This is a genomic window from Micromonospora sp. NPDC005324, assembly GCF_040607155.1.
Lineage (GTDB): Bacteria > Actinomycetota > Actinomycetes > Mycobacteriales > Micromonosporaceae > Micromonospora > Micromonospora trifolii.
In genome coordinates, this window is sequence record NZ_JBEXGE010000017.1 from 113,866 (window position 1) to 138,642 (window position 24,777).

21 protein-coding genes are annotated in these 24,777 nt (G+C 72.5%); 13 read left to right on the plus strand and 8 right to left on the minus strand.

Annotated elements, in window-relative coordinates:
* The gene (locus ABZS40_RS19205) at nt 1–1,110 is read right to left on the minus strand and encodes a winged helix DNA-binding domain-containing protein (protein WP_354944552.1); all 1,110 of its coding nucleotides are present in this window, start codon (nt 1,108–1,110) and stop codon (nt 1–3) included.
* A gap of 76 nt (nt 1,111–1,186) precedes the next feature.
* On the minus strand, nt 1,187–2,098 hold the full coding sequence (locus ABZS40_RS19210) for an SDR family NAD(P)-dependent oxidoreductase (RefSeq protein ID WP_354944553.1): 912 nt from the start codon (nt 2,096–2,098) through the stop codon (nt 1,187–1,189).
* Between the two features lie 56 nt (nt 2,099–2,154).
* On the opposite strand from ABZS40_RS19210, the gene ABZS40_RS19215 reads away from it, so the two are divergent.
* The 5 genes from ABZS40_RS19215 to wrbA all read left to right on the plus strand — a co-directional run bounded on the left by ABZS40_RS19215 (nt 2,155) and on the right by wrbA (nt 5,151).
* Nucleotides 2,155–2,598 (plus strand): MerR family transcriptional regulator, encoded by a 444-nt coding sequence (locus tag ABZS40_RS19215; RefSeq protein ID WP_354944554.1) that lies wholly within the window; start codon nt 2,155–2,157, stop codon nt 2,596–2,598.
* A gap of 64 nt (nt 2,599–2,662) precedes the next feature.
* The gene (locus tag ABZS40_RS19220) at nt 2,663–3,055 is read left to right on the plus strand and encodes a hypothetical protein (protein WP_354944555.1); all 393 of its coding nucleotides are present in this window, start codon (nt 2,663–2,665) and stop codon (nt 3,053–3,055) included.
* Between the two features lie 64 nt (nt 3,056–3,119).
* Nucleotides 3,120–3,878, plus strand: a complete 759-nt coding sequence (locus ABZS40_RS19225) for a HipA family kinase (RefSeq protein WP_354944556.1) — start codon at nt 3,120–3,122, stop codon at nt 3,876–3,878.
* The gene (locus tag ABZS40_RS19230) at nt 3,875–4,243 is read left to right on the plus strand and encodes a DUF3037 domain-containing protein (protein ID WP_354944557.1); all 369 of its coding nucleotides are present in this window, start codon (nt 3,875–3,877) and stop codon (nt 4,241–4,243) included. Before ABZS40_RS19225 ends, ABZS40_RS19230 begins: the two co-directional genes overlap by 4 nt.
* 290 nt (nt 4,244–4,533) lie before the next feature.
* On the plus strand, nt 4,534–5,151 hold the full coding sequence (gene wrbA, locus ABZS40_RS19235; protein WP_354944558.1) for an NAD(P)H:quinone oxidoreductase: 618 nt from the start codon (nt 4,534–4,536) through the stop codon (nt 5,149–5,151).
* Between the two features lie 95 nt (nt 5,152–5,246).
* On the opposite strand, the gene ABZS40_RS19240 is transcribed toward wrbA, so the two are convergent.
* The gene (locus ABZS40_RS19240; RefSeq protein WP_354944559.1) at nt 5,247–7,169 is read right to left on the minus strand and encodes an anthranilate synthase family protein; all 1,923 of its coding nucleotides are present in this window, start codon (nt 7,167–7,169) and stop codon (nt 5,247–5,249) included.
* A gap of 204 nt (nt 7,170–7,373) precedes the next feature.
* Between ABZS40_RS19240 and ABZS40_RS19245 the strand changes: the two genes are divergently transcribed.
* From ABZS40_RS19245 to ABZS40_RS19255, 3 genes are all read left to right on the plus strand, one after another.
* On the plus strand, nt 7,374–8,786 hold the full coding sequence (locus ABZS40_RS19245; protein ID WP_354944560.1) for an FGGY family carbohydrate kinase: 1,413 nt from the start codon (nt 7,374–7,376) through the stop codon (nt 8,784–8,786).
* A gap of 99 nt (nt 8,787–8,885) precedes the next feature.
* Complete coding sequence (locus ABZS40_RS19250; protein ID WP_354944561.1) at nt 8,886–11,423, plus strand: nitrate- and nitrite sensing domain-containing protein; 2,538 nt, start codon at nt 8,886–8,888, stop codon at nt 11,421–11,423.
* A gap of 5 nt (nt 11,424–11,428) precedes the next feature.
* The gene (locus ABZS40_RS19255) at nt 11,429–11,842 is read left to right on the plus strand and encodes a roadblock/LC7 domain-containing protein (protein WP_196925059.1); all 414 of its coding nucleotides are present in this window, start codon (nt 11,429–11,431) and stop codon (nt 11,840–11,842) included.
* 82 nt (nt 11,843–11,924) lie between these two features.
* Here the strand turns inward: ABZS40_RS19255 and ABZS40_RS19260 are convergent, their stop codons facing one another.
* Entirely contained in the window at nt 11,925–13,268 is a 1,344-nt protein-coding gene (locus ABZS40_RS19260) for a GH1 family beta-glucosidase (protein WP_354944562.1), read from the minus strand.
* Between the two features lie 848 nt (nt 13,269–14,116).
* Between ABZS40_RS19260 and ABZS40_RS19265 the strand changes: the two genes are divergently transcribed.
* Nucleotides 14,117–17,023 carry a glycoside hydrolase family 48 protein gene (locus ABZS40_RS19265; RefSeq protein WP_354944563.1) on the plus strand — a complete coding sequence of 969 codons (2,907 nt, stop codon included), beginning with the start codon at nt 14,117–14,119 and terminating at the stop codon, nt 17,021–17,023.
* Nucleotides 17,024–17,361: 338 nt separating this feature from the next.
* Here ABZS40_RS19265 and ABZS40_RS19270 read toward each other — a convergent pair whose 3' ends face one another.
* Entirely contained in the window at nt 17,362–18,030 is a 669-nt protein-coding gene (locus ABZS40_RS19270) for a DUF3159 domain-containing protein (protein ID WP_354944587.1), read from the minus strand.
* Between the two features lie 134 nt (nt 18,031–18,164).
* On the opposite strand from ABZS40_RS19270, the gene ABZS40_RS19275 reads away from it, so the two are divergent.
* Together ABZS40_RS19275 and ABZS40_RS19280 are read left to right on the plus strand one after the other, a co-directional pair.
* Nucleotides 18,165–19,052, plus strand: coding sequence for a phosphatase PAP2 family protein (locus ABZS40_RS19275; protein WP_354944564.1), 888 nt, complete (start codon nt 18,165–18,167; stop codon nt 19,050–19,052).
* An 8-nt stretch (nt 19,053–19,060) separates the two neighbouring features.
* Nucleotides 19,061–19,729 carry a maleylpyruvate isomerase family mycothiol-dependent enzyme gene (locus tag ABZS40_RS19280; protein ID WP_354944565.1) on the plus strand — a complete coding sequence of 223 codons (669 nt, stop codon included), beginning with the start codon at nt 19,061–19,063 and terminating at the stop codon, nt 19,727–19,729.
* A 65-nt stretch (nt 19,730–19,794) separates the two neighbouring features.
* On the opposite strand, the gene ABZS40_RS19285 is transcribed toward ABZS40_RS19280, so the two are convergent.
* Nucleotides 19,795–20,658 carry a DUF1028 domain-containing protein gene (locus tag ABZS40_RS19285; protein WP_354944566.1) on the minus strand — a complete coding sequence of 288 codons (864 nt, stop codon included), beginning with the start codon at nt 20,656–20,658 and terminating at the stop codon, nt 19,795–19,797.
* 47 nt (nt 20,659–20,705) lie between these two features.
* A complete protein-coding gene (locus ABZS40_RS19290) occupies nt 20,706–21,926 on the minus strand; it encodes a low temperature requirement protein A (protein ID WP_354944567.1) in 1,221 nt (406 codons plus the stop codon).
* 154 nt (nt 21,927–22,080) lie between these two features.
* On the opposite strand from ABZS40_RS19290, the gene ABZS40_RS19295 reads away from it, so the two are divergent.
* A complete protein-coding gene (locus ABZS40_RS19295; protein ID WP_354944588.1) occupies nt 22,081–23,064 on the plus strand; it encodes an LLM class F420-dependent oxidoreductase in 984 nt (327 codons plus the stop codon).
* Nucleotides 23,061–23,852: an SDR family oxidoreductase gene (locus ABZS40_RS19300; protein WP_354944568.1), complete on the plus strand. Its 792-nt coding sequence runs from the start codon at nt 23,061–23,063 to the stop codon at nt 23,850–23,852. The genes ABZS40_RS19295 and ABZS40_RS19300 overlap by 4 nt, the downstream gene beginning before the upstream one ends.
* A gap of 4 nt (nt 23,853–23,856) precedes the next feature.
* On the opposite strand, the gene ABZS40_RS19305 is transcribed toward ABZS40_RS19300, so the two are convergent.
* Nucleotides 23,857–24,666, minus strand: a complete 810-nt coding sequence (locus tag ABZS40_RS19305; protein WP_354944569.1) for a class I SAM-dependent methyltransferase — start codon at nt 24,664–24,666, stop codon at nt 23,857–23,859.
* Nucleotides 24,667–24,777 lie beyond the last annotated feature (111 nt).

The window sequence follows — 24,777 nt, forward strand, 5'->3', positions numbered from 1 at the left end:
TCAGGTCAGCCAGTCGAAGCGGGCCGGCAGCCCGAGGAAGTCGGCGTAGCGCCCGAGCGCCTGCTCCACCCGGGCTCGCGCGGCGACGTCGAGCGTCGTGAGCGGCTGGATCGTCACGGTGACAGCGGTGCGGCCGACCTTGCGCTTCCACACGCCCACCACCCGACCGGCGCGGACCACCGTGGCCTGGAAGATGCCGTTGTTGCCCGGCACCACGGCCGCCTGGTGGGCGGGGTCGAGCATCAACGTGCGGTCCCGGAAGCCGAGCAGGTACTCGTCGAAGCCGGGCAGCGCCAGCACGTCGTCCGGCGCGGTGCGCGGCGCGTCGGCCACTGCCGCGTCGACGTACATCGGTGTGCCGTCGACGCGTACCGTGCTCAGCGCGTCGTCGGCCGCGGCCAGGCCGCGCCGGGCGTCGGTCAGTGTGAGGCCGCTCCACCCGGCGAACTCGCGGTCGGTGACCGGGCCGTGCCCGCGAACGTAGCGGTGGGCGAGCAGGGCCAGCGCCTCGTCGCGCTCCAGCCGGTGGGATGTTGGTGCCCACTCGTCGAGCAGGGCGAAGGTCTGGTCGGTGCCGACGTTCGGCGCCACGCAGGTCACGCCGCGAACGCTGGCATACCACAGCAGGTGGTAGCCACGTTGCCCGTCGGTGCCCAGGCCGGCCGCCCGCAGGGTGGCCAGGCACTGCGCGCGGGTGAGTCGACCGCCGCCGGCCAACGCGGCGCCGAGGACGTCCGCCGCCCGGTCCGCGTCGGCCTCGGTGAGCCCGAGCTGCGCCCGTCGGGTCGCCACGCCGGCCAGGGAGCGTACGCCGGTCAGCTCCAGCATCCAGCGGGCGTCGGCGGGCGGGACGAGGTGCACGGTGCCTCGCATCGGCCAGGTGCGCAGCGCCTCGCGTCGCTCCAACGCCGCCTGCACGTCGGTCATTCGGTGACCGGGCAGCCGGGCGCCGAGCGACCACAGCCCGCTGGCCAGATCCTGTGCCTGCATCGCGCCGAACCACTCGACCACCTCGGCGACGGTGCCGGGTCGGGTGCTCGGGTGTGGGCGCAGCAGCAGGCTGGTCATCCGCAGCGCCAGCGCGTCGGCCGCGCTGAGGTCGACAGGCATCGGCAGCCCTTCCCGAGGAGAAGGCCCAGTTTAGGAGCCGACCGCATCGCCAGGGCACCCCGGCCGGTACGCGGGCTCAGTTGACGAGGTCGAGGCCGGTCAGTTCCGCCGACAGAGCCCAGAGGCGGGCTGCCGCGCTGCCGTCGGTGGGGCTGCCGTCGGTGCGGCGGCAGTCCACGCAGTAATCGCCGCCGCTCGCGTCGAGGTGAGGTGACGTGGCGGCCCAGACCTGGGTGGCAGCGCCCTGCTCGACGGACTTGAACAGACCCGGAGCGGAATTCCCGTGCGCGTCGATCCAGCCCGCGGTGACCATCTCCTCGATGGCGAGGTGTCGTTGCAGAGGAGTGCGGATCCAGCCAGGGTTGACGGAGAAGGCCCGGACGCCGTGCGGTTTGCCGAGCAGGTCGAGGTGTCGGGCGAACAGGACGTTGGCGAGTTTGGACTGGGTGTAGGCCTCCCACTTGTCGTAGCCGCGCTCGAACTGCACGTCGTCCCACCGGATTCGCCACGCCGGGTTGCGCCCCGAGGCGACCGCGACGACACGAGCCGTGCCGGCAGCGGTGAGCGCGGGCCACAGCAGGTTCGCCAGCGCGTAGTGGCCGAGGTGGTTGATCGCGAACTGCGCTTCCCAGCCGGGTCCCACCCGTGTCTCCGGGCAGGCCATGACGCCGGCGCTCGCGATCAGGATGTCGAGGGCGGCATGGTTGCTGAGGAACCGTTCGGTGAACGCGCGGACGGAGGAGAGGTCGGCGAGATCGAACTGGTCGACCTCGACCTCGACTCCGGCCGCGTCGGCGAGCGCCCGCTGCGCCACGTCCGGCCGGAGAGCTGGAACGACGACCCGGGCCCCGGCCCGGGTGAGCGCGAGGGTCGTGGCGAGACCGAGGCCGGAGTAGCCGCCCGTGACGACCGCGGTCTTGCCGGTGAGGTCGATTCCGGTGAGGACGTCTCCGGTCGTGCTGTGCGCACCGAACGTGGTGTGGGTCATGCCGCGGACGCTAGGTGCTAGACCGAGGTCTAGGTCAACGGGTTACCGTCGACGACGTGGCGGACAGGGGCCTGAGCATCGGGCAGGTGGCGCAGCGCACCGGCTTGAGTGTGCACACCCTGCGGCTCTACGAGCGTGAGGGTCTGCTGGCCAGCGAGGTGCGGCGTGACGGGTCGGGCAGACGCGTCTACAGCGCCTGGGACGTCGAGTGGCTGGCGAACTGCGTCAAGTTCCGGGCCTCCGGAATGCCGCTCACGACGATCAGCCGCCTGGCCCAGCTCGTTCGCGCGGGCAGCGGCAACGAGGCCGAACGGCTCGAACTGCTCCGCGCACACCAGCGCCACATCACTGAGCAGTTCGCGCAGCTGCGCGACTGTCTCGACCTCATCAACGTCAAGGTGGCCAGCTACGAACGACACCTCACCGCCGGCGCCTCCGGAGATCCCTGGCAGCAGGCACGCCTGCCCGCACCGGAAGAGCAACGGATCGACGGGGCATAACGGGCCGCGCACGGGGGATGCGGCGGCCGGAAGTGCGCGCGTCGCGCGTACGGAAGGGAATCTCATGACTGCCGCAAGCGAGCCGGCGCGGGGCGCCGGTGTGACGGCCGGGTCCCGTGGCCATCGGGGGGACACCCGCGCGAAGACGAGCGCCGCGGCGACCTTCGCCCTGGTGTTCGGAGTGGCCGCTCTGTTCAGCGTGTTGACGGCGATCCTCTTCTGGCTGGGGTTGGTGCTCGGCATCATCGGGATCATCCTCGGCATCGTCGGCCTCAAGATGGCGCGCCGACCCGGGGTCACCGGTCGTGGTGTGTCGATCGGCGGCCTGGTGCTCAGCATCCTGGCCGTGCTGATCGGCCTCGGTCTGGCCGCGGGCATCTCCACGTTCGTCAACAACGAGAACGCGGTGGACCGCCTGCAGACCCAGGTCGACAAGCTGCGCGACAAGCTCGACTGACCCGGGCGTACCGGTCTGGGCCGGCCGGTCACTCGTCCCGGCCGGCCCCAGTAGGGTGGGCGGCGTGCTTCGCCAGGTCACCGCGATCCGTTATGTCACCCCGCTGCGCGAGGGTGGGTCGTTGCCGGGCGTGGTGGAGGCCGACGACCTGGGCACCTACGTGGCGAAGTTCCGAGGCGCCGGGCAGGGGCCCAAGGCGCTGATCGCCGAGGTGATCTGCGGTGAGCTGGCGCGCCGGTTGGGGTTGCGGGTGCCGCCGCTGGTGGTCCTCGACATCGATCCGGTGATCGGGCGGGCCGAGCCCGACCAGGAGGTGCAGGAGCTGCTGCGCAACAGCGGCGGCGCCAACCTCGGGATGGATTTCCTGCCCGGGGCGCTGGGCTTCGACCCGGTGGCGCACCCCGTCGACCCGGAGCTGGCCTCCCGGGTGCTCTGGTTCGACGCGTACGTGGAGAACGTCGACCGGAGTTGGCGCAACCCGAACCTGCTCGTCTGGCACCGGGAGCTGTGGTTGATCGACCACGGCGCCTCGCTGTACTTCCACCACAACTGGCCGCGCGCCGAGGCCGCCGTGCACCGGGCCTACCGCGCGGAGGATCACGTGCTGGCGCCGTACGCGTCGCGGCTGGCCGAGGCCGACGCCGAGCTGGCCTCCCAGGTCACCCCGGAGTTGCTCGCCGAGGTGCTGGCCCTGGTGCCGGGAGAGTGGTTGACCGCCGCCGACTTCGAGACGGCCGACGCGGCGCGCGGCGCGTACCTGGATCACCTGTCCCGCCGGGTCGCCCGCACGGCCGACTGGCTGCCATCGGGGAGCGGGGCATGAGGCAACCCTTCGAGTACGCGCTGATCCGGCTCGTACCCCGCATCGAGCGCGGCGAGCAGATCAACGTCGGGGTGTTGCTCTACTGCCAGCAGCGCGACTTCCTGGCCGCGCGAACGCACCTGGACGCCGAGCGGGTTCGCGCGCTGGCGCCCGACGTCGACCTGCCGGCGGTGGCCGCGGTGCTCGACTCCTGGGACCGGACCTGCTCCGGTGACGGGCCGGCGACCCGGATGCGCCTCGGTGAGCGGTTCCACTGGCTGGCCGCGCCGCGCAGCACGATGATCCAGACGGGGCCGGTGCACACCGGTCTCACCGTCGACCCGGCGGCCGAACTGGACCGGCTGATGGCGGCCCTGGTCCGCTGAGCCGGAGCGGGGCGGGGGAGCGGTGATCGTCCCCTGATCGCGCTACGCCAGCGCCGTTGCCGGCGGAGCGCGATCCCCCGTTCAGGTGCCCGGTGCGGGGCGGCGGCTCGATCCCGCCGGCACCGATGGCATCAGGATCGTCGTCCGCGCGTGACGTCGGGCCGCAACGACCGGGAAGTTGCGGAAAACTTGAGCCGGCCGACCGGCACGGGAGCGCCGTGCGCCGTCGTTAGAGCACGCCTTCAGCGGGTAGTCGCGGGAGCTGATCCGAGACGAGAAGGGGACATCTGATGGCTGCCCAGACGAAGGTCGCGGTGATCTACTACAGCGCCACCGGCACGACGTACCAGATGGCGCAGGCCGCGTGCGAGGCCGCCGGAGAGGCGGGTGCTGACGTGCGTCTGCGCAAGGTGCGCGAGTTGGCGCCGGACGAGGCGATCAAATCGAACGCCGGCTGGCATGCCCATCACCTGGAGACCCAGGACGTGCCCGAGGCGATGATCGACGACCTGTCCTGGGCGGATGTGGCGATCTTCGGCGCGCCGACCCGATTCGGCATGGTCGCCGCGCAGCTGAAGCAGTTCATCGACACCACCGGCCCCCTCTGGAGCCAGGGCACGCTGGTCAACAAGGTCTACGCCGCGTTCACCTCGTCAGGGACCGTGCACGGCGGGCAGGAAACGACCCTGACCTCGCTCTTCAACGTCTTCTACCACTGGGGTGGCGTCGTGGTCGCCCCTGGCTACACCGACAGCAGTCAGTTCATCGCCGGTAACCCGTACGGCGCCTCGCACACCAGCAACAACGGGGAGATCCCGCCGGACGCCGTGGCGCTCGGGGCGTGCGCGCTCACCGCCCGGCGCGCGGTGCTGCTGGGGGCCGCGCTGAAGGCGGGCCTGGCCGGCTGAGCGGCTGACGGACGAGGGCGACCGGCGGCGCGGGCGGGGGCTCTCGGCCCGTCCGCGCCGCCGGTCCATTCAGCCCTACCCCCGGGGCAATGCGACTATGCGCCTCCGCGCGTCGCGGACAGCTCGTCCGGGCGCGGGGCGGGCAGCAACTCGGTAACCAGCTGACTGAGCACGGCGAGCCCGTCCGGGCTGAGCACCGACTCCGCGTGGAACTGCACCCCGGCGAAGCCGCGCCCCCGCAGGGCGTGCACGGCGCCGTCGCCAGGGTCCCGGGCCAGCTCCACCGGCCCGTACGCGGTGGTCAGCCGGTCGGTCTCGGCGCGAGCGGTGAACGTCGAGTAGAACCCGACCCGACGGGTTCGGCCGAACAGCTGCACCTCCCGCTGCAACCCCTGGTAGGGCGCGTCCCGGCGGTGCAGCGTCAGCCCCAGCAGCCCGGCCAGCACCTGATGGCCGAGGCAGACCGCGAGGGTGGGACGGCCGGTGGCCAGCAGTCCGGTCAGCAGCTTGCGCAGCGCCAGCATCTTCGGCTCGTCCACGCTGCCCGGGTCGCCCGGCCCGGGGCCGGCGACCACCAGGTCGTAGTCGTCGACCGGGCCGCTCGCGTGCCACGGGCGGGTGGTCACCGCGAGACCCAACGCGCTCAGTTGGTGGGCCAGCATTGCGGTGAAGGTGTCCTCGGCGTCCACGATCAACACCCGGCGGCCGACCAGCCCGGGCAGTCCGTGCGCGTCCGGTGACCGCTGGTCCAGCCAGAACCGCGCCAGCGGTGCGTTGCGCGCGGCCAGCGCGTCGCGTACCGCCGGGTCGTCGGCCAGCCGCGCGACCTGCCCGCGGTCGCCGACGGCCGCCGCCGGCCCGAGGCCGAGCGCGGCCAGCACCCCGGCGGCCTTGGCGTGCGTCTCTGCCACCTCGCCGGCCGCCGTCGAGTGCCGGACCAGTGTCGCGCCGACCGGCACCCGCAGTCGACCGGTGGGGGAGATCTCGGCGGTCCGGATCAGGATCGGGGCGTCGAGCGTCTGCCGGCCGGCGTCGTCGTGGCCGAGCAGCGCCAGCACGCCCCCGTAGTAGCCCCGGCCCCGGCGCTCGTGCCGGGCGATCACCCGGCAGGCGTTCTCGATCGGGCTGCCCGTCACGGTGGGTGCGAACATCGTCTCGCGCAGCACCTCCCGCACGTCGCGGGTGCCCCGCCCGGCGAGCAGGTACTCGGTGTGCGCCAGGTGCGACATCTCCTTGAGGTACGGCCCGATCACCTGCCCACCGTGCTCGGCGACGGTGGCCATCATCTTCAGCTCCTCGTCGAGCACCATGTACAGCTCTTCGGTCTCCTTCTGATCGGCGAGGAAGCGCAGCAGGGCCGCCCGGTCGGCGACGCCGTCGGGGCAGCGGAAGGTGCCGCTGATCGGGTTCATCATCACCAGTCCGTCGTCGACGCTGACGTGCCGCTCCGGGCTGGCGCCGACCAGCGTCCGGGTGCCGGTGTGCACCACGAACGTCCAGTACGCGCCGCGTTCGGCGATCAGCAGCCGGCGCAGCGCGGCAAGCGCGGCCGCCAGCGGCGTGCCCTGCACTGTGGCGTGCAGGGCACGGTGGATGACGAAGTTCGCGCCCTCGCCGCGCCCGATCTCCTCGGACAGCACCCGCTGCACGGTCCGCGCGTACTCCTCGTCGCTGACGTCGAAGCCGGCGTCGGTGGTGCGCACCAGTTCGTCGGGCAGCGCGGCGAGGGCGTCGGTCAGCGTGATCCGTTGGTGCTCGCGGACCCGGAGGAACTCCAGCGGGGCGCCGTCGTCGACGCAGGCGAACCCGCGTTCGGTGATCTGCCGGTACGGCACCAGTGCCAGCGTCCGCGCCCCGGGCGGGCCCGCCGGCAGCGGGAGGTCGGTGAGCTCCTCGACGGTGTCGACCGGGCCGGTGAACAGGTCCAGGTCGTCCGCGCCCTCGCGGCGCAGCAGCGCGAAGGGGCCGGGATCGACGCCGTGCGCGACGGCGGCGAGCAGGTCGGTCAGGTGGGTCATCGGAGTCTCCGTCGGGCCGGGTGCCGCCGTCGGGCGGCCCTGGAGCCGGGAGATCCGGCGACCGCCTCGATGGCGGCCGCGTGGATGGAGCTACGCGCGGGAGATGGCCGCCGGGTCGGCGGGCCACCAACTGGTCAACTGCGCGAGCATGTGATCCACCCTACGTGCCCGCAGGTCGGCTGGCACGGGGTAATTTGACCGGCGATGAACATTCTCGCGCTCGACCTGGGCACCTCGTCGGTACGCGGGCTGGTGCTGGACTCGGACACCCAGCCGCTGCCCGGCGCTCTGGCCCGCCGCAAGGTCGACCTCGCCATGGGCGACGACGGCACCGGCACGCTGTCCGGTCGGGACTATCTGGCGCGCCTGGTCGAGTGCCTGGACGAGCTGGCCGACTCGGGGCACCTGCACGAGGTCGGCCTGGTGGCGGTCTCCGCCCAGTGGCACTCGGTGCTTCCGCTGGACCGCGACGGCGCACCCGTGGGCCCGGTGGTCACCTGGCTGGACACCCGGCCCGCCCCGGTCGGGCGCACCGCCGGGCCGGCCGACCCGGACGGTTTCCACCAGCGCACCGGCTGCTGGTGGCACCGTTCGTACTGGTCGATGCGGTTGCCCTGGTTGCGAGAGCAGTCCGGCACCCCGATCGCCCGGTTCGTGGGTCTGCCCGAGTACGTGCTGGGCGAGCTGCTCGACTCGGCGCCCATGTCGATCTCCCAGGCATCCGGGACCGGCCTGCTGGACCTGCGCACACTGCGCTGGGACGAGGAGGCGCTGACGCTGGCCGAGGCGCGACCGGAGGAGCTGCCGCCGCTGGGTGAGCTGGACTGGCACGGCCGGCTCCGGGTCGACCTGGCCCGTCGGTGGCCGCAGTTGGCGCAGGCCCGGTGGTCACCGCCGGTGGGCGACGGTGGGGCGTCGAACGTCGGCTCGGGCTGCGTCGACCCGAGCCGGGCCGCGGTCACGGTGGGCACCTCCGCGGCCGTACGGCTGATGCAGCGGATCCCGGCGGGCGAGCCGATGCCGCGCCTGCCCGAACGGTTGTGGCGGTACCGGGTCGACCACGACCACGTGGTGACCGGGGCGGCGTATGCCAACGGCGGCAACCTCTTCGCCTGGGCGGACCGGGAGCTGCGGTTGCCCCGGGGCGCCGAGCTGGACGCGGCGCTGGCGCTGGTGCCGGCGGGCGGCGGTCGGCCGGCGGATCCCCGCTTCGGTGGCGACCGGGCGCCCGGGCTGGCGCCGGCGGGCAGCGGTGAGCTGCGCGGTCTCAGCTTCGGCACCACCTCGGTCGACATCCTGGCCGGGCTGATGCAGGGCTTGTGTGAGCTGGTCGCCGAGGATCTCGGGGTGCTGGAGTCCACCATCGACAAACCGGTCGGCGTGGTGCTGGGCGGCGGCGCGGTGGCCGCCTCGGTGTGGTGGCGGCAGGCCTTCGCGACAGCGCTCGCACCGCGACCGGTGTCGCATCAACGCAACCCGGAGATCGGCGCCACCGGTGCCGCGTTGGTGGCGCTGGGGCGCTTCGGTGACGCGATCGAGCTCGCCGACATCGGCCGGACGGACGAGCTGGTTTTGCCGACCACGGCAGGACGTTCCCACCCGCAGTATCCTTCCTGAACCTCGGCCTCGCCCGGGCCGTTGACAGCGGTACCGAGCCTGGTTGGATGGACTGCGCTCCCCCGACCGCGGTGGACGCGGTAGGACGGAGGAGGCAGGGTGGCGGCAGGTCCCGACCCGGCGAACGGCGCGGTGTCGAACCATCGCCGACGCCGCTTCGATGTCCGAGTCGTTCCGCATCGACGGCGGTCGCCGTTCCGGCTGCGCGACTGGCGGATGAGCACGAAGCTCGCCACCGTGCTGCTGGTGCCGTCGATGGCGTTTCTCCTGCTCGCCGGGGTGCAGACCAGCACCCTGGTGGTTCGAACGACGGCGTTGAACGACTTCTCCAGTCAGGTCGGCATCGGCCGGCAGATCACCTCGGCGGTGCACCAGCTCCAGCAGGAGCGTGACCGCTCGGCGGGGGAGCTGGGTGAGCTGCGTAAGGGTGGTGACCGGCAGGCCGCCGCGAACGACCTGAAGCCGTTGCAGGCGGCCACCGACAAGGCCATCGTGGACCTCAGCCGGGCCGCCGAGCCACTCGCGGACGCCGACGCGTCCTGGCGGGTGGCCTTCTCCGAGGCGCTGGAGGCGTACGACCAGGTCGTCGACATCCGCTCGGCGATCCCGCCGGCGGTGCTCAGCACCGAGACCATCCTGGGCAACTACCACCGTGCCGTCGGGGCGTTGCTCGACCTGCTCGCCGAGCCGACGCCCGGTCAGAACCAGCCGGCGTTGAACGACGCGGTGCTGCGCTACGTCCAGTTGGCCCGGGTCAAGGAGCTCTCCTCCCGGGTGCGGGCCCAGCTCTACGCCGCCGCCCGCGCCGGTGCCTACGGCACCGAGGACCGGGTGGTCCTCGCCGACCTGCGCGGTCAGCAGCTCACCGCGCTGGGCGCGTTCCGGGTGGCCGCGACCAGCGAGCAGATCCGCCGCTACGACGAGACCTCGGTGTCGCCGATGTTCCTGGTCGCCACCGGGTTGGAGGAGCGCAGCCTGTCCTCCGGCGGCGCGTCGCCGCAGGTGCTGCCGTCGGAGCAGTGGTGGTCGGCCAGCCAGCAGCGCCAGGAGCTGCTGCGTCAGCTTGAGGCGGGTGTGCTCGACGACGCCGTGCGGCAGGCCGAGGAGGCCAGCGACGATCAGCTGCGGACGACCCTGCTGGTCGTCGGCGGGGTGGTCACCGTCCTGCTGGCCGCCCTGCTGATCTCGCTGCTCATCGGGCGGTCGGTCGCCCGGTCGATGCGGATGCTGCGCAGCCAGGCGCTGCGGATCGCCCAGGTCGAGTTGCCGGACGCCCTAGACCGGCTGAAGACCGTCACCGGCGGGGTGCCGCGCATCGACGTCGCGCCGGCGGTGGTCCGCTCGCTCGACGAGATCGGTGAGCTGGCCGAGGCGTTCGTGGCGGTGCACCGCAGCGCGGTCACCGTCGCCGTCGAGCAGGCGTTGATGCGGCGCAACGTCAACGCGATGTTCGTCAACCTGGCCCGCCGTAGCCAGGTGCTGGTGGAGCGTCAGCTGGAGCTGTTGGACGACCTGGAGCGCGAGGAGAGCGACCCGGACCAGCTGGAGAACCTGTTCAAGCTCGATCACCTGGCCGCCCGGATGCGCCGTAACGACGAGAGCCTGCTGGTGCTCGCCGGCACCGACTCGACCCGCCGGTGGAACCGGCCGGTCGGGCTGGGCGCGGTGCTGCTGGCCGCCGCCGCGGAGATCGAGCAGTACCAGCGGGTCCGGATCGAGTCGGTGGCCGACGTGCACGTGGTCGGGCACGCGGTCGGCGAGTTGGTGCACCTGCTGGCCGAGCTGCTGGAGAACGCCACTGCCTTCTCCCGCCCGGACACCGTCGTGGTGGTGACCGCCCGGGTCGAGGCGGGGGCTGCGCTGATCGAGATCGTCGACCGGGGTCTCGGTATGAGCCCGGCCGCGTTGGTGCAGGCGAACGAGGTGCTGGCCAGTCCTCCGGCCGCGGACGTCGCGGCGGTGGAGCGGATGGGGCTCTTCGTGGTCAGTCACCTGGCGGCCCGGTTGCGTGTCGGCGTGCGGTTGGAGGGCGGCGAGGACGGCCTGGTCGCCCGGCTCGCCGTGCCCGAGGTGTTGCTGGCTCCGGCGGGCAGTGTGGAGCTGGATTCGCCCCCGTCGGCGCGGATGCTGGCGGCGAGCGCGGCGCGGCGGCTCGTTCCGCAGTCCGGGGCCGCCCGGCAGGCCGTGGCCCCGGTGCTGAACGGCGGGGTACGGGACCTGCCGGTGGCCGGCCGCCCGCCCGGTGTCGGCGTGCCGCGTCAGGGCCGCCCGGTGCCGGTACGCGCCGAGGACGTGTTGACCCCCGCCGCTGCTCGCGGTGCCGGCGGGGGCTGGTATTCGCGGCAGGGCCCGACCTCGCCGGTGGTGCCCGCTGCGGCGGCGCCACCGACGGCCCCGGTGACCGCCGGCACCAATGAGCGGGGATTGCCGATGCGGGTGCCCATGGCGCAGTTGAGCTCGGTCACCCGTTCGGCACAACCGATGACGGCACCGACCCGCACCGACCCGGACCCGGAGGCGGTCGGCGGCATGCTCTCGCGGCTCTACAGCGGAGTACGGCGCGCCGAGGCTGAGGACACCACCGAGATACCCGTGCCACCGTCCGGGGGGCACGACGAAGGGGGACGACGACAGTGACGACGTTGAGCCAGGAGGCGCGGGACCTGAGCTGGCTGGTGAGCGCGTTCGCGGAGCGGGTGCCGGGTGTGGCGCACGCGGTGGTGGTCTCCTCCGACGGGCTGCTGGTGGCGATCTCCGATCACCTGCCGCGGGACAACGCGGACAAGCTCGCCGCGGTGACCTCGGGGCTGATGAGCATCACCGCGGGCGCGGCCTCGATGTTCGACGGCGATGTCGTCAAGCAGACGGTGGTCGAGATGGGCCGTGGCTACTTCCTGGTGATGCAGATCCGCGACGGTTCGATTCTGGCCACGCTGGCCGCCGGTGACGCGGACATCGGTGTGGTGGGCTACGAGATGGCCCGGCTGGCCAAGCAGGCGGGGGAGATGCTCACCCCGGCCCTGCGGGCGGAGTTGCAGCAGGCGCTGCCCCGCTGAGTGTGAGCCGGCCGAGGCCCGGACGGTCACCGGCTCACCCGAGCCGAGCCGTCCGGGCCCGGCCGTCCGGGTGGCGGCGCGGTCAGAAGCCGCCGTCGGCGATGACGGAGCGGTACCAGGTGGCGGAGTTCTTGAGCACCCGTCGCTGGGTGGCGTAGTCGACGTAGACCAGGCCCCAGCGCTGGTCGTAGCCCTGGTCCCACTCGAAGTTGTCCAGCAGTGACCAGACGTGGAAGCTCTCCAGCGGCACTCCGTCGGCGATGGCCCGGTGCGCGGCGGTGAGGTGGTCGCGGAGGAAGCTGATCCGCCCGGTGTCCTGGACGGTGCCGTCCGCGCCCAGGGTGTCCGGTGTGGGCAGCCCGTTCTCGGTGATGGTGAGCGGGACCGGGCCGTATTCGCGGGTGATCCGGGTCAGCAGGTCGTACATCCCCTCGGGGTAGATCTGCTGCCATTCGGCCTCGGAGGTCGCCCAGCGGTGCGCGGTGCCGCCGTCGCCGGTGACGTAGATCGGGGTGTAGTACTGCACGGCCAGCAGGTCGATCGGCGCCGAGATGGTCTTCAGGTCGCCGTCGCGGATGCCCTGGACCATCCGGCTCTGTGGGCCCAGGTCGGCCAGCAGGTCCTCCGGGTAGCTGCCCTTGAGCAGGGAGTCGAGGTAGAGGCGGTTCTCGTACGCGTCGTAGAGGTGGGCGGCCGCGGCAGCCTGCGGGGAGTCGTCGGCGGGGTAGCAGGGGTGCAGGTTGAGCGCGGGGCCGATGCGGCTGTCGCTGCCGGTGGCGCGCAGCGCGGCGACGGCGAACCCGTGGGCGAGTTGCAGGTGGTGGGCGACGAGGTAGGCGGCGTCCGGGTCCTGCCGGCCGGGGGCGTGGTGGCCGGTGAGATAGCCGTTCTGCACCACGGTCTTGGGTTCGTTGATGGTGAGCCAGGCCGGCACCCGGTCGCCGAGGGCGCGGAAGACCACGTCGGCGTAGTCGGCGAAGCGGTGGGCGGTGTCGCGTGACTCCCAGCCGCCGGCGTCCTGGAGCGCCTGCGGGAGGTCCCAGTGGAACAGGGTGGCCATCGGGGTGATTCCGCGCTCGTGCAGGCCGTCGAGGATTCGGCGGTAGAAGTCGAGGCCGCGTTGGTTGGGCGTGCCGGTGCCGTCGGGCTGGATCCTGGGCCAGGAGATGGAGAAGCGGTAGCTGCGCAACCCGAGGTCGCGCATGAGGTCGAGGTCCTCGGCGTAGCGGTGGTAGTGGTCGATGGCCACGTCGCCGGTGTCGCCGTTGCGGGTGCGACCTGGGACGCGGCTGAAGGTGTCCCAGACCGACTCGCCGCGCCCGTCCTCCTTGGTGGCGCCCTCGATCTGGTACGCGGAGGTGGCCGCGCCCCAGCCGAAGTTGTCCGGGAAGCGCAGCGGGCCGGCGGGCCCAATAGGTATCGACATGGATTCTCCTCATGGATACGGGGTCACCGCCGAAGGATTCGGGAGCGCTCCCATGATAGGGCAGACGCTGCCGGCCGGTCAGCCGGCCGTCAGGACGGCCGGCGCTGGCTGATGGGAGGCGGGTGTGTGGCCCCGAGCAGCGAACGAGGCCGTCCGGGCGGCGCGGCGCGCCTGTCCCGTCGGCCTCTTTTCCTATCGTGTACGGGGGTTTAGTGTGGGGACGGGGGAGGGCAACCCCCGTCCCCACCGTAACTGCACACACACGGGCGGAATTTGGGTCCTGCCGTGCGTGTCGCGCGGGAGCCGGGCCACGCGAGTGGCTCTGGTTCCACCTCCCTCCCTGTGGTGGGACGATGGCTGACGACGGCGTCCGGGCTGGCCCGTCGTCGGCCCTCGGTCTGGTTCCCTGGGCTCGTCAGAGACGACCCCAGCGATCTTCTTGTTGGAACCTTGTCGATGGAAGCGCTCCCATCGACCGATGTTGCGACTGTAACCCCCGTCACGTCTTTGTGAAAGACCCAAAACGAGATCGAAACAAGGAGCTGATCCGGCCCTCCGTGCGCTTGTTGTGGGAGCGCTTCCATGGCAGACTGTCGATTCGACGCGACAGGAGCCACATCGCGTGAGTGCGGGTCCACCGAGGGCAACCGGCAGCACCAGCTCCCGGTCACGGTCACCCGAGCGCAGCCGGCGGGACCCCCTCCCGTGCGGGCCGCACCGCCCTACCCCGGCCGGGCCCGGGGAAGACCACCTTCCCGGCGCCTCGACATCCCCGCGGACCACCACCCTCGCGGGCAGGCGCCTCGCCGGGGCAGCATCCCGGCCTGGTCCGAGGAGACACCGCGCACATGAGACAACTGGCAATACGCCGCCGCGTGGCGCTCGCCGCCGCCGCGCTGCTCGCCATCGGCGGGGTGACACTGCCTGCCGGCGCCGCGCAGGCCGCACCCGCCTGCGACGTGGTCTACGCGACCAACGACTGGAACACCGGCTTCACCGCGAACGTCACCATCAAGAACCTGGGTGACCCGGTGAGCAGCTGGACGCTCAAGTGGACCTTCCCGACCAGTGGTCAACGGGTCACCCAGGGCTGGTCGGCCAAATTCAGCCAGTCCGGCAGCGAGGTCACCGCGACCAACGAGTCGTACAACGGCAACCTCGGCACCGGGGCCTCCACCACCATCGGCTTCAACGGCGCCCACTCGGGCAGCAACCCGAAGCCCACCGCGTTCACACTGAACGGCACCCCCTGCAACGGCACCCCGGCCAACCAGCCGCCGACGGTCTCCCTCGGCCTGCCGAGCGGGCCGTTCACCGCGCCGGCCGACGTGCCGCTGACCGCCACCGCCAGCGACCCGGACGGGACGATCAGCAGGGTCGAGTTCTACCGCAACGGCCTGCTGATCAACACCGACACCTCCGCCCCGTACACGTACACCCAGGAGGACCTGCCGGCCGGCAGCTACACCGTCCAGGCCAAGGCGTACGACAACGCCAACGGCATCGGGGTCGACGAGAAGGCGTTCACCGTCGGCGCTGCCACCGGCCCGACACTGGTCGCCACGCCGTCCGCGGTGAGCGTCGCCGAGGGTGGCAGCGCCACCTTCAACCTCAAGCTCAGTGCCGCCCCGACGGCCAACGTGCCGGTCACCCTCACCCGCACCGGTGACACCGATGTCACTGTCTCGCCGGCCACCGCCACGCTGACCCCGAGCAACTGGAACACCGGGGTCACCGTCACGGTCGCCGCGGCGGAGGACACCGACACCGTCGGCGGCGCCGCCACCATCACCGCCTCCGCCACCGGTCTCGCCTCGCTGACGGTCAGCGCCACCGAGATCGACAACGACACCCCGGGCGGCGACAACGCCTACACCGCGAAGTTCCTCGAGCAGTACGGCAAGATCAAGAACTCGGGCTACTTCAGCCCGGAGGGCGTGCCGTACCACTCGGTCGAGACGCTGATCGTCGAGGCGCCCGACCACGGCCACGAGACCACCTCGGAGGCGTTCAGCTTCTGGCTCTGGCTGGAGGCTTACTACGGCAAGGTCACCCAGAACTGGGCGCCGTTCAACAACGCCTGGACGGTGATGGAGAAATACATCATCCCCACGCACGCCGACCAGCCGACCGCCGGCTCCGCCGGCACCCCGCAGTACGCCGCGGAGTACAACCTGCCCAGCCAGTACCCGTCGGCGCTGAACCCGAACGTCCCGGTCGGCCAGGACCCGCTGCGCTCGGAGTTGCAGTCTACCTACGGCACCGGCGACATCTACGGCATGCACTGGCTGATGGACGTCGACAACACCTACGGCTTCGGCCGCTGCGGTGACGGCACCACCAAGCCGGCCTACATCAACACCTTCCAGCGGGGCACGCAGGAGTCGGTGTGGGAAACCGTCCCGCAACCCTCCTGCGACACCTTCAAGCACGGCGGTCAGTACGGCTACCTCGACCTGTTCGTCAAGGACACCGGCGCCCCCGCCAAGCAGTGGAAGTACACGAACGCCCCGGACGCCGACGCCCGCGCCGTGCAGGCCGCGTACTGGGCGCTGACCTGGTCCAAGGCACAGAACAAGCAGGCCGACGTCGCGGCCACCATCGCCAAGGCCGCGAAGATGGGCGACTACCTGCGGTACGCGATGTTCGACAAGTACTTCAAGAAGATCGGCAACTGCATCGGGGCCAGCACCTGCCCCGCCGGCAGCGGCAAGGACTCGGCGCACTACCTGCTGTCCTGGTACTACGCCTGGGGCGGCGCGTACGACGCCAGCCAGAACTGGTCCTGGCGGATTGGCTCCAGCCACAACCACTTCGGCTACCAGAACCCGTTCGCGGCCTGGGCGCTGACCAACACCCCCGAGCTCAAGCCGCAGTCGTCGACAGCTGTCGCCGACTGGACCAAGAGCTTCGAGCGGCAGCTGGAGTTCTACACCTGGTTGCAGTCCGCCGAGGGCGGCATCGCCGGTGGCGCCACCAACAGCTGGGACGGTAGCTACGCCCAGCCGCCGGCCGGCACCAGCACCTTCTACGGCATGTTCTACGACGTCGACCCGGTCTACAACGACCCGCCGTCGAACCAGTGGTTCGGTATGCAGGCCTGGTCGATGCAGCGCATCGCCGAGCTGTACCAGCAGACCGGCAACGCGAAGGCCAAGGCCCTGCTGGACAAGTGGGTGCCCTGGGCGATCGCCAACACCACCCTCGGCACCAACTGGTCGATCCCGTCGGACATGGCGTGGACCGGCCAGCCGACCACCTGGAACCCGTCCAACCCGCAGCCCAACACCGGCCTGCACGTCGAGGTCATCAGCAAGGGCCAGGACGTCGGTGTCACCGCCGCCTACGCCCGGATCCTGATCGCGTACGCGGCCAAGTCGGGCAACGTGGCGGCCAAGAACACCGCCAAGGGGCTGCTCGACGCGCTGTCGGCCGCCAGCGACGCCAAGGGTGTCTCCACCACCGAGAAGCGTGGCGACTACCGGCGCTTCGACGACGTCTACAACGCGTCCACCGGGCAGGGCCTCTACGTCCCGTCGGGCTGGACCGGGAAGATGCCGAACGGCGACACCATCGCCGCCGGCAAGAGCTTCCTCGACATCCGGTCCTTCTACAAGAACGACCCGGACTGGCCCAAGGTGCAGGTGTACCTGGACGGTGGTGCGGAGCCGAGCTTCAACTACCACCGGTTCTGGGCGCAGGCTGACGTCGCCATGGCGTACGCCGACTACGGCAGCCTGTTCCCGAACGGCTGAGGCGACCCGGGGTGGGTGGCGTGGACCGCCCACCCCGGGGTCCGGCCCGGGTCCGGGGAACGACGGACCGGGGCTGGCGGACGGCCTGACACCTACGGTCAGGCCGGGGTGGGCCGGCCATCTGGCCGACGCAGCGGATCGGCTGGCCCACCCCACCGCCCGGACTGGAGCCAGCCGCGAAAAAGCCCAGAAATTCGGGCCGTCGCGGGATCACACCGAGGTCCGTGACGGAGTAACGTACGTCACCGGAGAGGCCGCTCCCCCCGTGGCGGCCTCTCCACTTATTTGCCCCGAGCCCGGCCGTTCTCTGCCCCGAGCCCGGCAGCGCCGGGCGGGTTTCAGCGGGGCCGCGTGACCGGGTGCCGCAGCCCCGGGTGTCCGGCCGGCAGCGAACGCCGCAGCACCACCCAGCTCAGCGCCAGCGCCGCCGCGACCAGCGGCCAGGTCAGCGCCACCCGGGCCACCACCAGCGCGAGCACCTGGCCGCTCAGGTAGAGCGGCACGAACAGGGCGAGCCGCAGCAGGTAGGTCGCCGTCCACACCCAACTGGCCCGGCCGTACCCGCGCAGCAGCGCCGGGTCGCGCCGCCACCCGGCCCGCTGGCCCAGCACCGCGCCGACCAGCACACCCAGCAGTGGCCACCGCACCACGATGCTGACCGTCCACGCCAGAGCGCTCGCGGCGTTGGACAGCACCTGGATCAGAAAGAAGTTCTCGGCCCGGCCGGTGCGCACCGCGATCAACGCCGCGACGCAGACGGCCAGCAGCCCGATCAGCACCGAGCGCGGCCGGTCACCCCGACGCAGCCGTACGCCGGCCACCACCGCGCCCACGGCCAGCGCCGCACCGACCCCACCCCACAGCGACTCGCCGCCCAGCAGCCAGCCCGCCGCGAACGCCAGCGGCGGCAGGGTGGCGTCGATGGCACCGCCTCGCCCGCCCAGCAGATCCGTCAGCGACTCGGCCCGTACCGGCCCTGCCGACCCCGGGTCGTCGCCTTCACGCAGCTCGGGACCGGGTTCGTCAGGGCCGCTGTCGCGCTCCGGTGTTCCGCTCACCACCGCCTCCTCGCCTCCGGCACAACCTAACCGGCGATCGGCGGCGGGCCACCGGTCGGACCGCCGACACCTGCCGCTACGGTGTGCGGATGCGCGCGACGGCACGGGGTTGGACCGCGGTCTGGTTGGTCGTACTGGCCCTCGTCCAGGCGGCTGCCTTCCTCGCCGTGTGGCGGGTGGCCGTGCACCTCGAGATCGGTCAGTGGGTGGACACTGTCGCCCTCACCGGCAACCGGATCGGGCAGGACGCCATCGACGGTCCGGTCGACAAGATCCTCAACGCGATGTCGGTGGTCTCGCTGCTGGCCGTCACCGCGATGATCGGGTTCATCGCGCTGATCCGGGGGCGCATCGCCCTGGCGATCACCGCGACCCTGCTGATCGCCGGAGCGAACGTCACCACCCAGCTGCTCAAGTACGGGCTGAACCGGCCCGACTACGGCGTCGACCCGGAACGCGCCGCGGTGGGCAACAGCCTCCCGAGCGGGCACGCCACGGTGGCCGCCTCGGTGGCGGTCGCGCTGATGCTCGTGCTGCCGCGCAAGGTGCGGGCCGTCGGTGCCTTCATCGGTGCCGGGTACGCCGCCGTCGCCGGGGTCGCCACCCTCTCCGCCGGATGGCACCGGCCCAGCGACGCGGTCGCCGCGTACCTCGTGGTGGGTGTGTGGGCGGCGTTGGCCGGTCTGCTGCTGCTGGTCGCCCAGCGGGAGCAGGCCGAGATCGCCCCCGGCGACGCGCACCGGGTCGCGGCGCTGGTGCTCGGGCTCGGCGGTGTGCTCGCCCTGGTGGCCTGCGGGCTCTCCCTGTCCTGGCTGCTCGACCTGCGCGACACCGGGCCGGAGGAGTTGGCCCGCCGCCCCCTGTTCGTCGGGTACGCGGGCAGCGCCGCCGGGATCGCCGGCACGATGGCGGTGGTGATGGCGTTGGCGCTCACCGTCGTGCACCGGCTGGTGCCCCGGGTCAAGGGCTGAGCCGTCCGGTGGAACCGGTCCGGGCGGCGTTCTCCGCCGAGTGCGCGCGGTTCACCGAGATCCTGGCCGAGCTGACCGACGATGATCTGAGCCGGCCCACCGACTGCCCTCCGTGGAACGTTCGGGACCTGATCGCGCACACCCGCACCGGGGTCGGCCGACTGACCGACATGCTCGCCGCGCCCGCCCCGCCCCGCGCCGAGGTCGACGCCGCCGGCTACTTCGGCGCGGCGAAGTTCACCGCAGAGGTCGACGCCGACCGGATCGCCGGCGGGCAAAGAGAGGCGCTACAGGTGGACCGGGCGGCGCTGGCCACCGAGTTCGACAGGGCCTGGCGGGCCACCGAGGCGGCGGTCGCCGCCGCGCCGCCCGACCGGGTGGTGCGAACCCGGCACGGCGACGCGATGCGCCTCGGCGAGTTCCTGCGGACCCGGGTGGTCGAGGTGGGTGTGCACGGGTTGGATCTGGCCGCCGCGCTGGGCCGACCCCCGTGGCTCACCCCACCGGCGGCCGAGGTCATCGCCGAGCTGCTCACCGGCGGACGACCGGCACCGGCCGGGTTGAGCTGGGACCGGCTGACAGTGATCCGCAAAGCCACCGGGCGGGCGGTGCTGACCGCCCCGGAACGGGCCGCGATCGCCGCCGCCGGCTTCCGTTGGCTCGCCTTCGGCCGCTGACCCCGGGTCATCCGGAACCGCAGCCGTTCGCGCGCTGCTTGCCCTCTGCTGCCGGCGCCGACCAGTCAGCTCGCGGCGCGGGGGGCGGGGACGTGCGGGGCGACACCGCGCAGGTGCGTCAGCACCACCGGGTCGATCCTCCCGGGCACCAGCCGCTCCTCCAGGTTCTCCAACCCGGCCCAGGAGATCAACGCCGCTTCTGTGCCGTCCCCGTGCACCGGATGGCCCAGCGCGCCGAGCAACGCCGCCACCTCGGCGGCGACCGCGCCGCTCAGGTCGAGCAGGGTCGCCGGGTCGGGTCGGCCGAACAGCATGGTGTGCACCGTGAGCAGGCGACCCAGCTCGGCGACCGGGTCCGGGTGGTCGTCCACGCGCAGGTCCACCACCACGTCGCTGGTGCCGCCATACCCGCCGCCGCGCTCGACCACCAGCAGGCCGGCGCTCTGCCGGCCACGCCGGTCGCCACCGGCTTCGTCACCGGCCCGCAGCGCCGCGACCAGCCGCTCGGAGAACGGCAGCGCCGCTCCCGTCAGCCAGGCTTCGCCGAGGGCGTCGACGACCTCCGGGCCGGTGAGCACGTTGCCCTGCGCGGCCCAACCGTCGCCGGTCCGCCCGCCGGCCCACTGATGGCAGGCCGGCCCGGTCCAGCTGGCCCCCGCGCCGGTGGCCCCCACGACGCCGAGCTGGCGGTGCTCCCGCTCCGGGTCGGCGGCGATCAGCCCGGCCACCACGTCGGCGGCGGCCACCCCGGTGCGCAGCAGGGTGAGGCCCTGCGGGCGGTAGGCGAGGTTGACATGTGCCTGGGTGGCCAGCGCGCCCACCTCGGCGGCGGCGGCCGGCACCAACGCCCCGGCGGCGAGGAACTTACTGGCGACGGCCACGCCATGCAGGCGGCCGTCGGCGGAGCGGGCGACGAGCGAGAAGGTCACCGGCCGAGAGTAACCGTCCCCGCCGACGCGACACCGACGCGCGAGGCTCAGAACGGTGGGGTGGCGGCCTCCGGTGGGGCGCCGTGGGCGCGGCGGGCGTCGGCCACCGCGACCGCGGCCAGCACCAGCGCCCCGACCGCTGTCGCGAGCACACCGGGCAGGTACAGCAGCGGCACCGACGACGCCACCAGCACCGTGACGGCGATCCACCGGGACGGCGAGACCCGCCCGAACACCTCGTACTCCAGGCGGGCCCGGCCGGTCAGGAACAGGGCCGGTCCACCGAGCACCATGGCCAGCCACGGCCCCGGGATCCGCTCCAGCGGATGATTGATGATCAGCTCATAGCCGATCGCGGTGGCGGCGAGACCGATCACCATCAGCAGGTGGGTGTCGGCCGCCGAGCGACCGATGGTGGCGGGGTGGCGGGCCTTCATCACCGCCTCGCCCAGGATCCGCCCGGCCCGCTGCACGTAGATGCGCCACAGCAGGATCGAGGTGGCCAGCGCCAGCGCGAACGCCCACACGTGCCCCGACTCGAACGGGCCCGCGCTGTACGCGAAACCCGCCACCAGGATCGTCTCGCCCAGCGCGACGAGGAAGAACTGCTGGTACCGCTCGGCCAGGTGTTCCCCGGCGATCTCCCACTTGGAGATCGTCGAACGACCCAGGCCGGGCACCGGCCAGCCACAGCGGGCGGCCACGTACTCGAAGGTCAGCGCCGCCGACCAGAGCACCACCTGCGCGTTGGTGGACAGCATCGCGCCGCTGATCCAGAGCACCCCGCTGACGGCGAAGATCACCGCCATGCGCACCTTCAACCGGCGGTACGGGTGCGGCCCGAGCGCGATCGACAGGATCACCGGCCGGGTCACCTGCGCGATGACGTACGCCACCGCGAACATCAGCGCGGTCTCGCTGAACGCGCGGGGGATCGCCACCCCCATCACCATGCTGCACACCAACGCGGTGATCACCACGGTCTGCAACGGCACCCGGTACGGGTCGTACCGGCTGGTCGTCCACGCGGTGCCCTGCCAGACCGCCCAGAGCGCCAGCAGCAACAGCAGTGTCTTGCCGCCGCCGGTGACAGTCCCCCAGCCGTGCTCCCGGCCCGGTTCCTGGGTCAGATCCTCGAACGCGCGCGCCGAGATCCGGGTGAGCGCGAAGACGAACACCAGGTCGAAGAAGAGTTCCAGGAACGTCGCCCGGCCGGGCGTGGCCGCCGCCGGGACCGGCTCCAGGTGTCCCGCTGCCCTGGAAGCCATGGTCAGCGGCCTGCGCCGTCGGTCCGGTCCACCTCGAAGTGGTAGCACTTTCCACCGGCGCGCACGGCCGGAAACCGGCGATTCTGCCCAACCCGGGGATCTTGCTCGGACCGGCGTCAACGGGCACGATCGACCGGTGACGAATCGATGGGGCATGACGGTGCCGCTGGGCGGGATCGCGCTGGCGCAGCACGACGCGGCCTACGCCGCCCTCGACCGGGCCGGGTTCACCGACGTCTGGTCGTCCGAGGTCGCCGGGACCGACGCGTTCACCCCGCTGGCGCTCGCCGCGGCCTGGCAGCCCGGCCTGCGGCTCGGCACCGCGATCACACCCGTCTTCACCCGAGGCCCCGGCCTGCTGGCGATGAGCGCGGCGGCGCTGGCCGAGGCCGCGCCGGGCCGGTTCTCGCTCGGCATCGGCGCGTCCTCACCCGTGCTGGTACGCGACTGGAACGCGGTGCCGTTCGACGAGCCGTTCCGCCGCACCCGCGACGTGCTGCGATTCCTGCGCGCCGCGCTGGCCGGCGAGACCGTCGACGAGGCCTACGACACATTCACCGTCCGACGGTTCACGCTGGAACAACCGCCGGCGGTGCCGCCACCGATACTGCTCGCCGCGCTGCGCCCGGGGATGCTCCGGCTGGCCGGTGCGGAAGCCGACGGGGTCATCCTCAACTGGCTCAGCGCCGACGACGTGCCGCGCGCCCTCGCCGAGCTGGGCGAGCGCCGCGCCGGCTTCGAGGTCGCCGCCCGGATCTTCGTCTGCCCCACCGAGGACGCCGCCTACGCTCGGGCGCTCGGCCGCCGGCTCATCACCAGCTACCTCACCGTTCCGGCGTACGCCGAGTTCCACCGCTGGCTCGGCCGCGACGAGACGCTCGCGCCCATGTGGGCGGCCTGGGCCGCCGGTGACCGGCGCGGCGCGAACGCGGCGGTGCCCGACGAGGTGGTCGACGCGCTCGTGCTGCACGGCTCACCGGAGCGGTGCCGCGCCGAGGTGCGCCGTTACGCCGACAACGGTGTGGACGTGCCGATCATCGCGCTGCTGCCCACCCCCGAGGTCACCACCGGCGGCACCACCGCGCTGCTCAGCCTCATCGCCCGGTTGGGCACCGACTCCGTGGAGGCGTCCCCGTGAACCTCACCGACCGGATCGTGGTGGTCACCGGCGGGGCCGGCGGCATCGGCGCGGCGCTGTCGCGCCGGTTCGCCGCCGAGGGGGCCGCCGCCGTGGTGGTCGCCGACCTGGACGCCGACGCGGCCCGCGCGGTGGCCGAGGGCATCGGCCCGGTCGCGCACGCCCGCGCCCTCGACGTCACCGACGAGGAGCAGGTCCGCTCGTTGGTCGCCGACACCGAGCAGCGGTACGGCCGGATCGACCTGTTCTGCGCCAACGCGGGGGTGACCACCGGCGGGGGAGTGGAGGTCGACGACGCCGGCTGGGACCGCTCCTGGCGGGTCAACGTGCTCGCCCACGTCTACTCGGCCCGCGCGGTGCTGCCCGGAATGCTCGCCCGGGGCGGCGGGCACCTGCTGCACACCTGCTCCGCGGCCGGTGTGCTGACCGCTGTGGGCGACGCCGCGTACACAGCGACGAAGCACGCCTCGGTGGGGTTCGCCGAGTGGCTGGCCATCACCTACCGGGACCGGGGCATCCGGGTCAGCGCGCTCTGCCCGCAGGGGGTGGACACCCCGATGCTCGCCGACGGGCTCGCCGACGGTCACCTGGGCGCCCGGGTGGTCGCCGCGTCCGGTGCGGTGCTCACCCCGGACCAGGTCGCCGACGCGGCCGTCGCCGGGCTGGCCGAGGAACGTTTCCTGATCCTGCCGCACCCCGAGGTCGCCGACTACGCGCGCCGCCGCGCCGAGGACCCGGACGGTTGGCAGGCCGGCATGCGCAAGCTCATCCGCCGGCTGACCGCCTGACCCGCTACCGCGTGGGAACCCGTCCGACGGCCAGGAGATGGGCGCTGGCACTTATCAGCGCCGGCTCGCTGCTGTAGAGCCGGGCCAGGTCCAACGCCGCGGCGAAGACTGCGTCGTGCGCGGGTCCGTTCGCCGCCGCCGCCGCCTCCGCCGCTGTCCAGGCGGGGCCCTCCACCCCGTGTACGACGACATCGGTCAGCCCGGCGGCCGCGCACTCGTCGGTGATCTCCTCGACCCGGTGGAAGTAGGCGTGGGTGAACCCGATCCGCGGGTCGTTGACGCCGTCGCTCAGCAGCGCCCTGGCCTCGTCGAGCAGCCTTTCGTCGAGTCGTCCGGTGGCCGCAAAGTCCAACGGGCCGGCGAACCGGGAGATGACGGCGGCCACGACGAGACCGCCGGGCCGGGTGACCCGGACCGCCTCGCGCAGGGCCTGAAGCCGATCGGCGCGGCGGACCAGGTGGTAGAGCGGGCCCAGCAGCAGGGCGGCGTCATACCCGTTGTCGGCGTCGGGAAGCGCACGCGCGTCGCCCACCTGTGCCTCGACCGGAGGGTGCCCGTCGCGGGCCTGCGCGACGTGGCTCGGCACGAGGTCGACGAGGCGGACCTGGTAGCCGGCGGAGACGAGGGCCCGCGCGTACTCGCCGGTGCCCCCACCGATGTCCAGCACCCGGGCGCCCGGACCGGGCAGGAGATCCCGCAGGAGCTGCGTCGTGCGCATCCACTCCAGTCGCGCCTGCGGGCGGGCGGTGAGCCGCTGGTCCTCCCGGTAGCGCTGCGTGTAGTAGTCGACGATGTCGCTCGAATGCTGATCCACGCTCTGATGGTCACCGCTGTGCGGTGCGCGGGCCAACGAATTTCCCCCCCGCTGCCCCGCCGCCACCGCCCCTGCTGTCGGTGATCAAGAAGTTTGCGTCAGGAGGGGGCC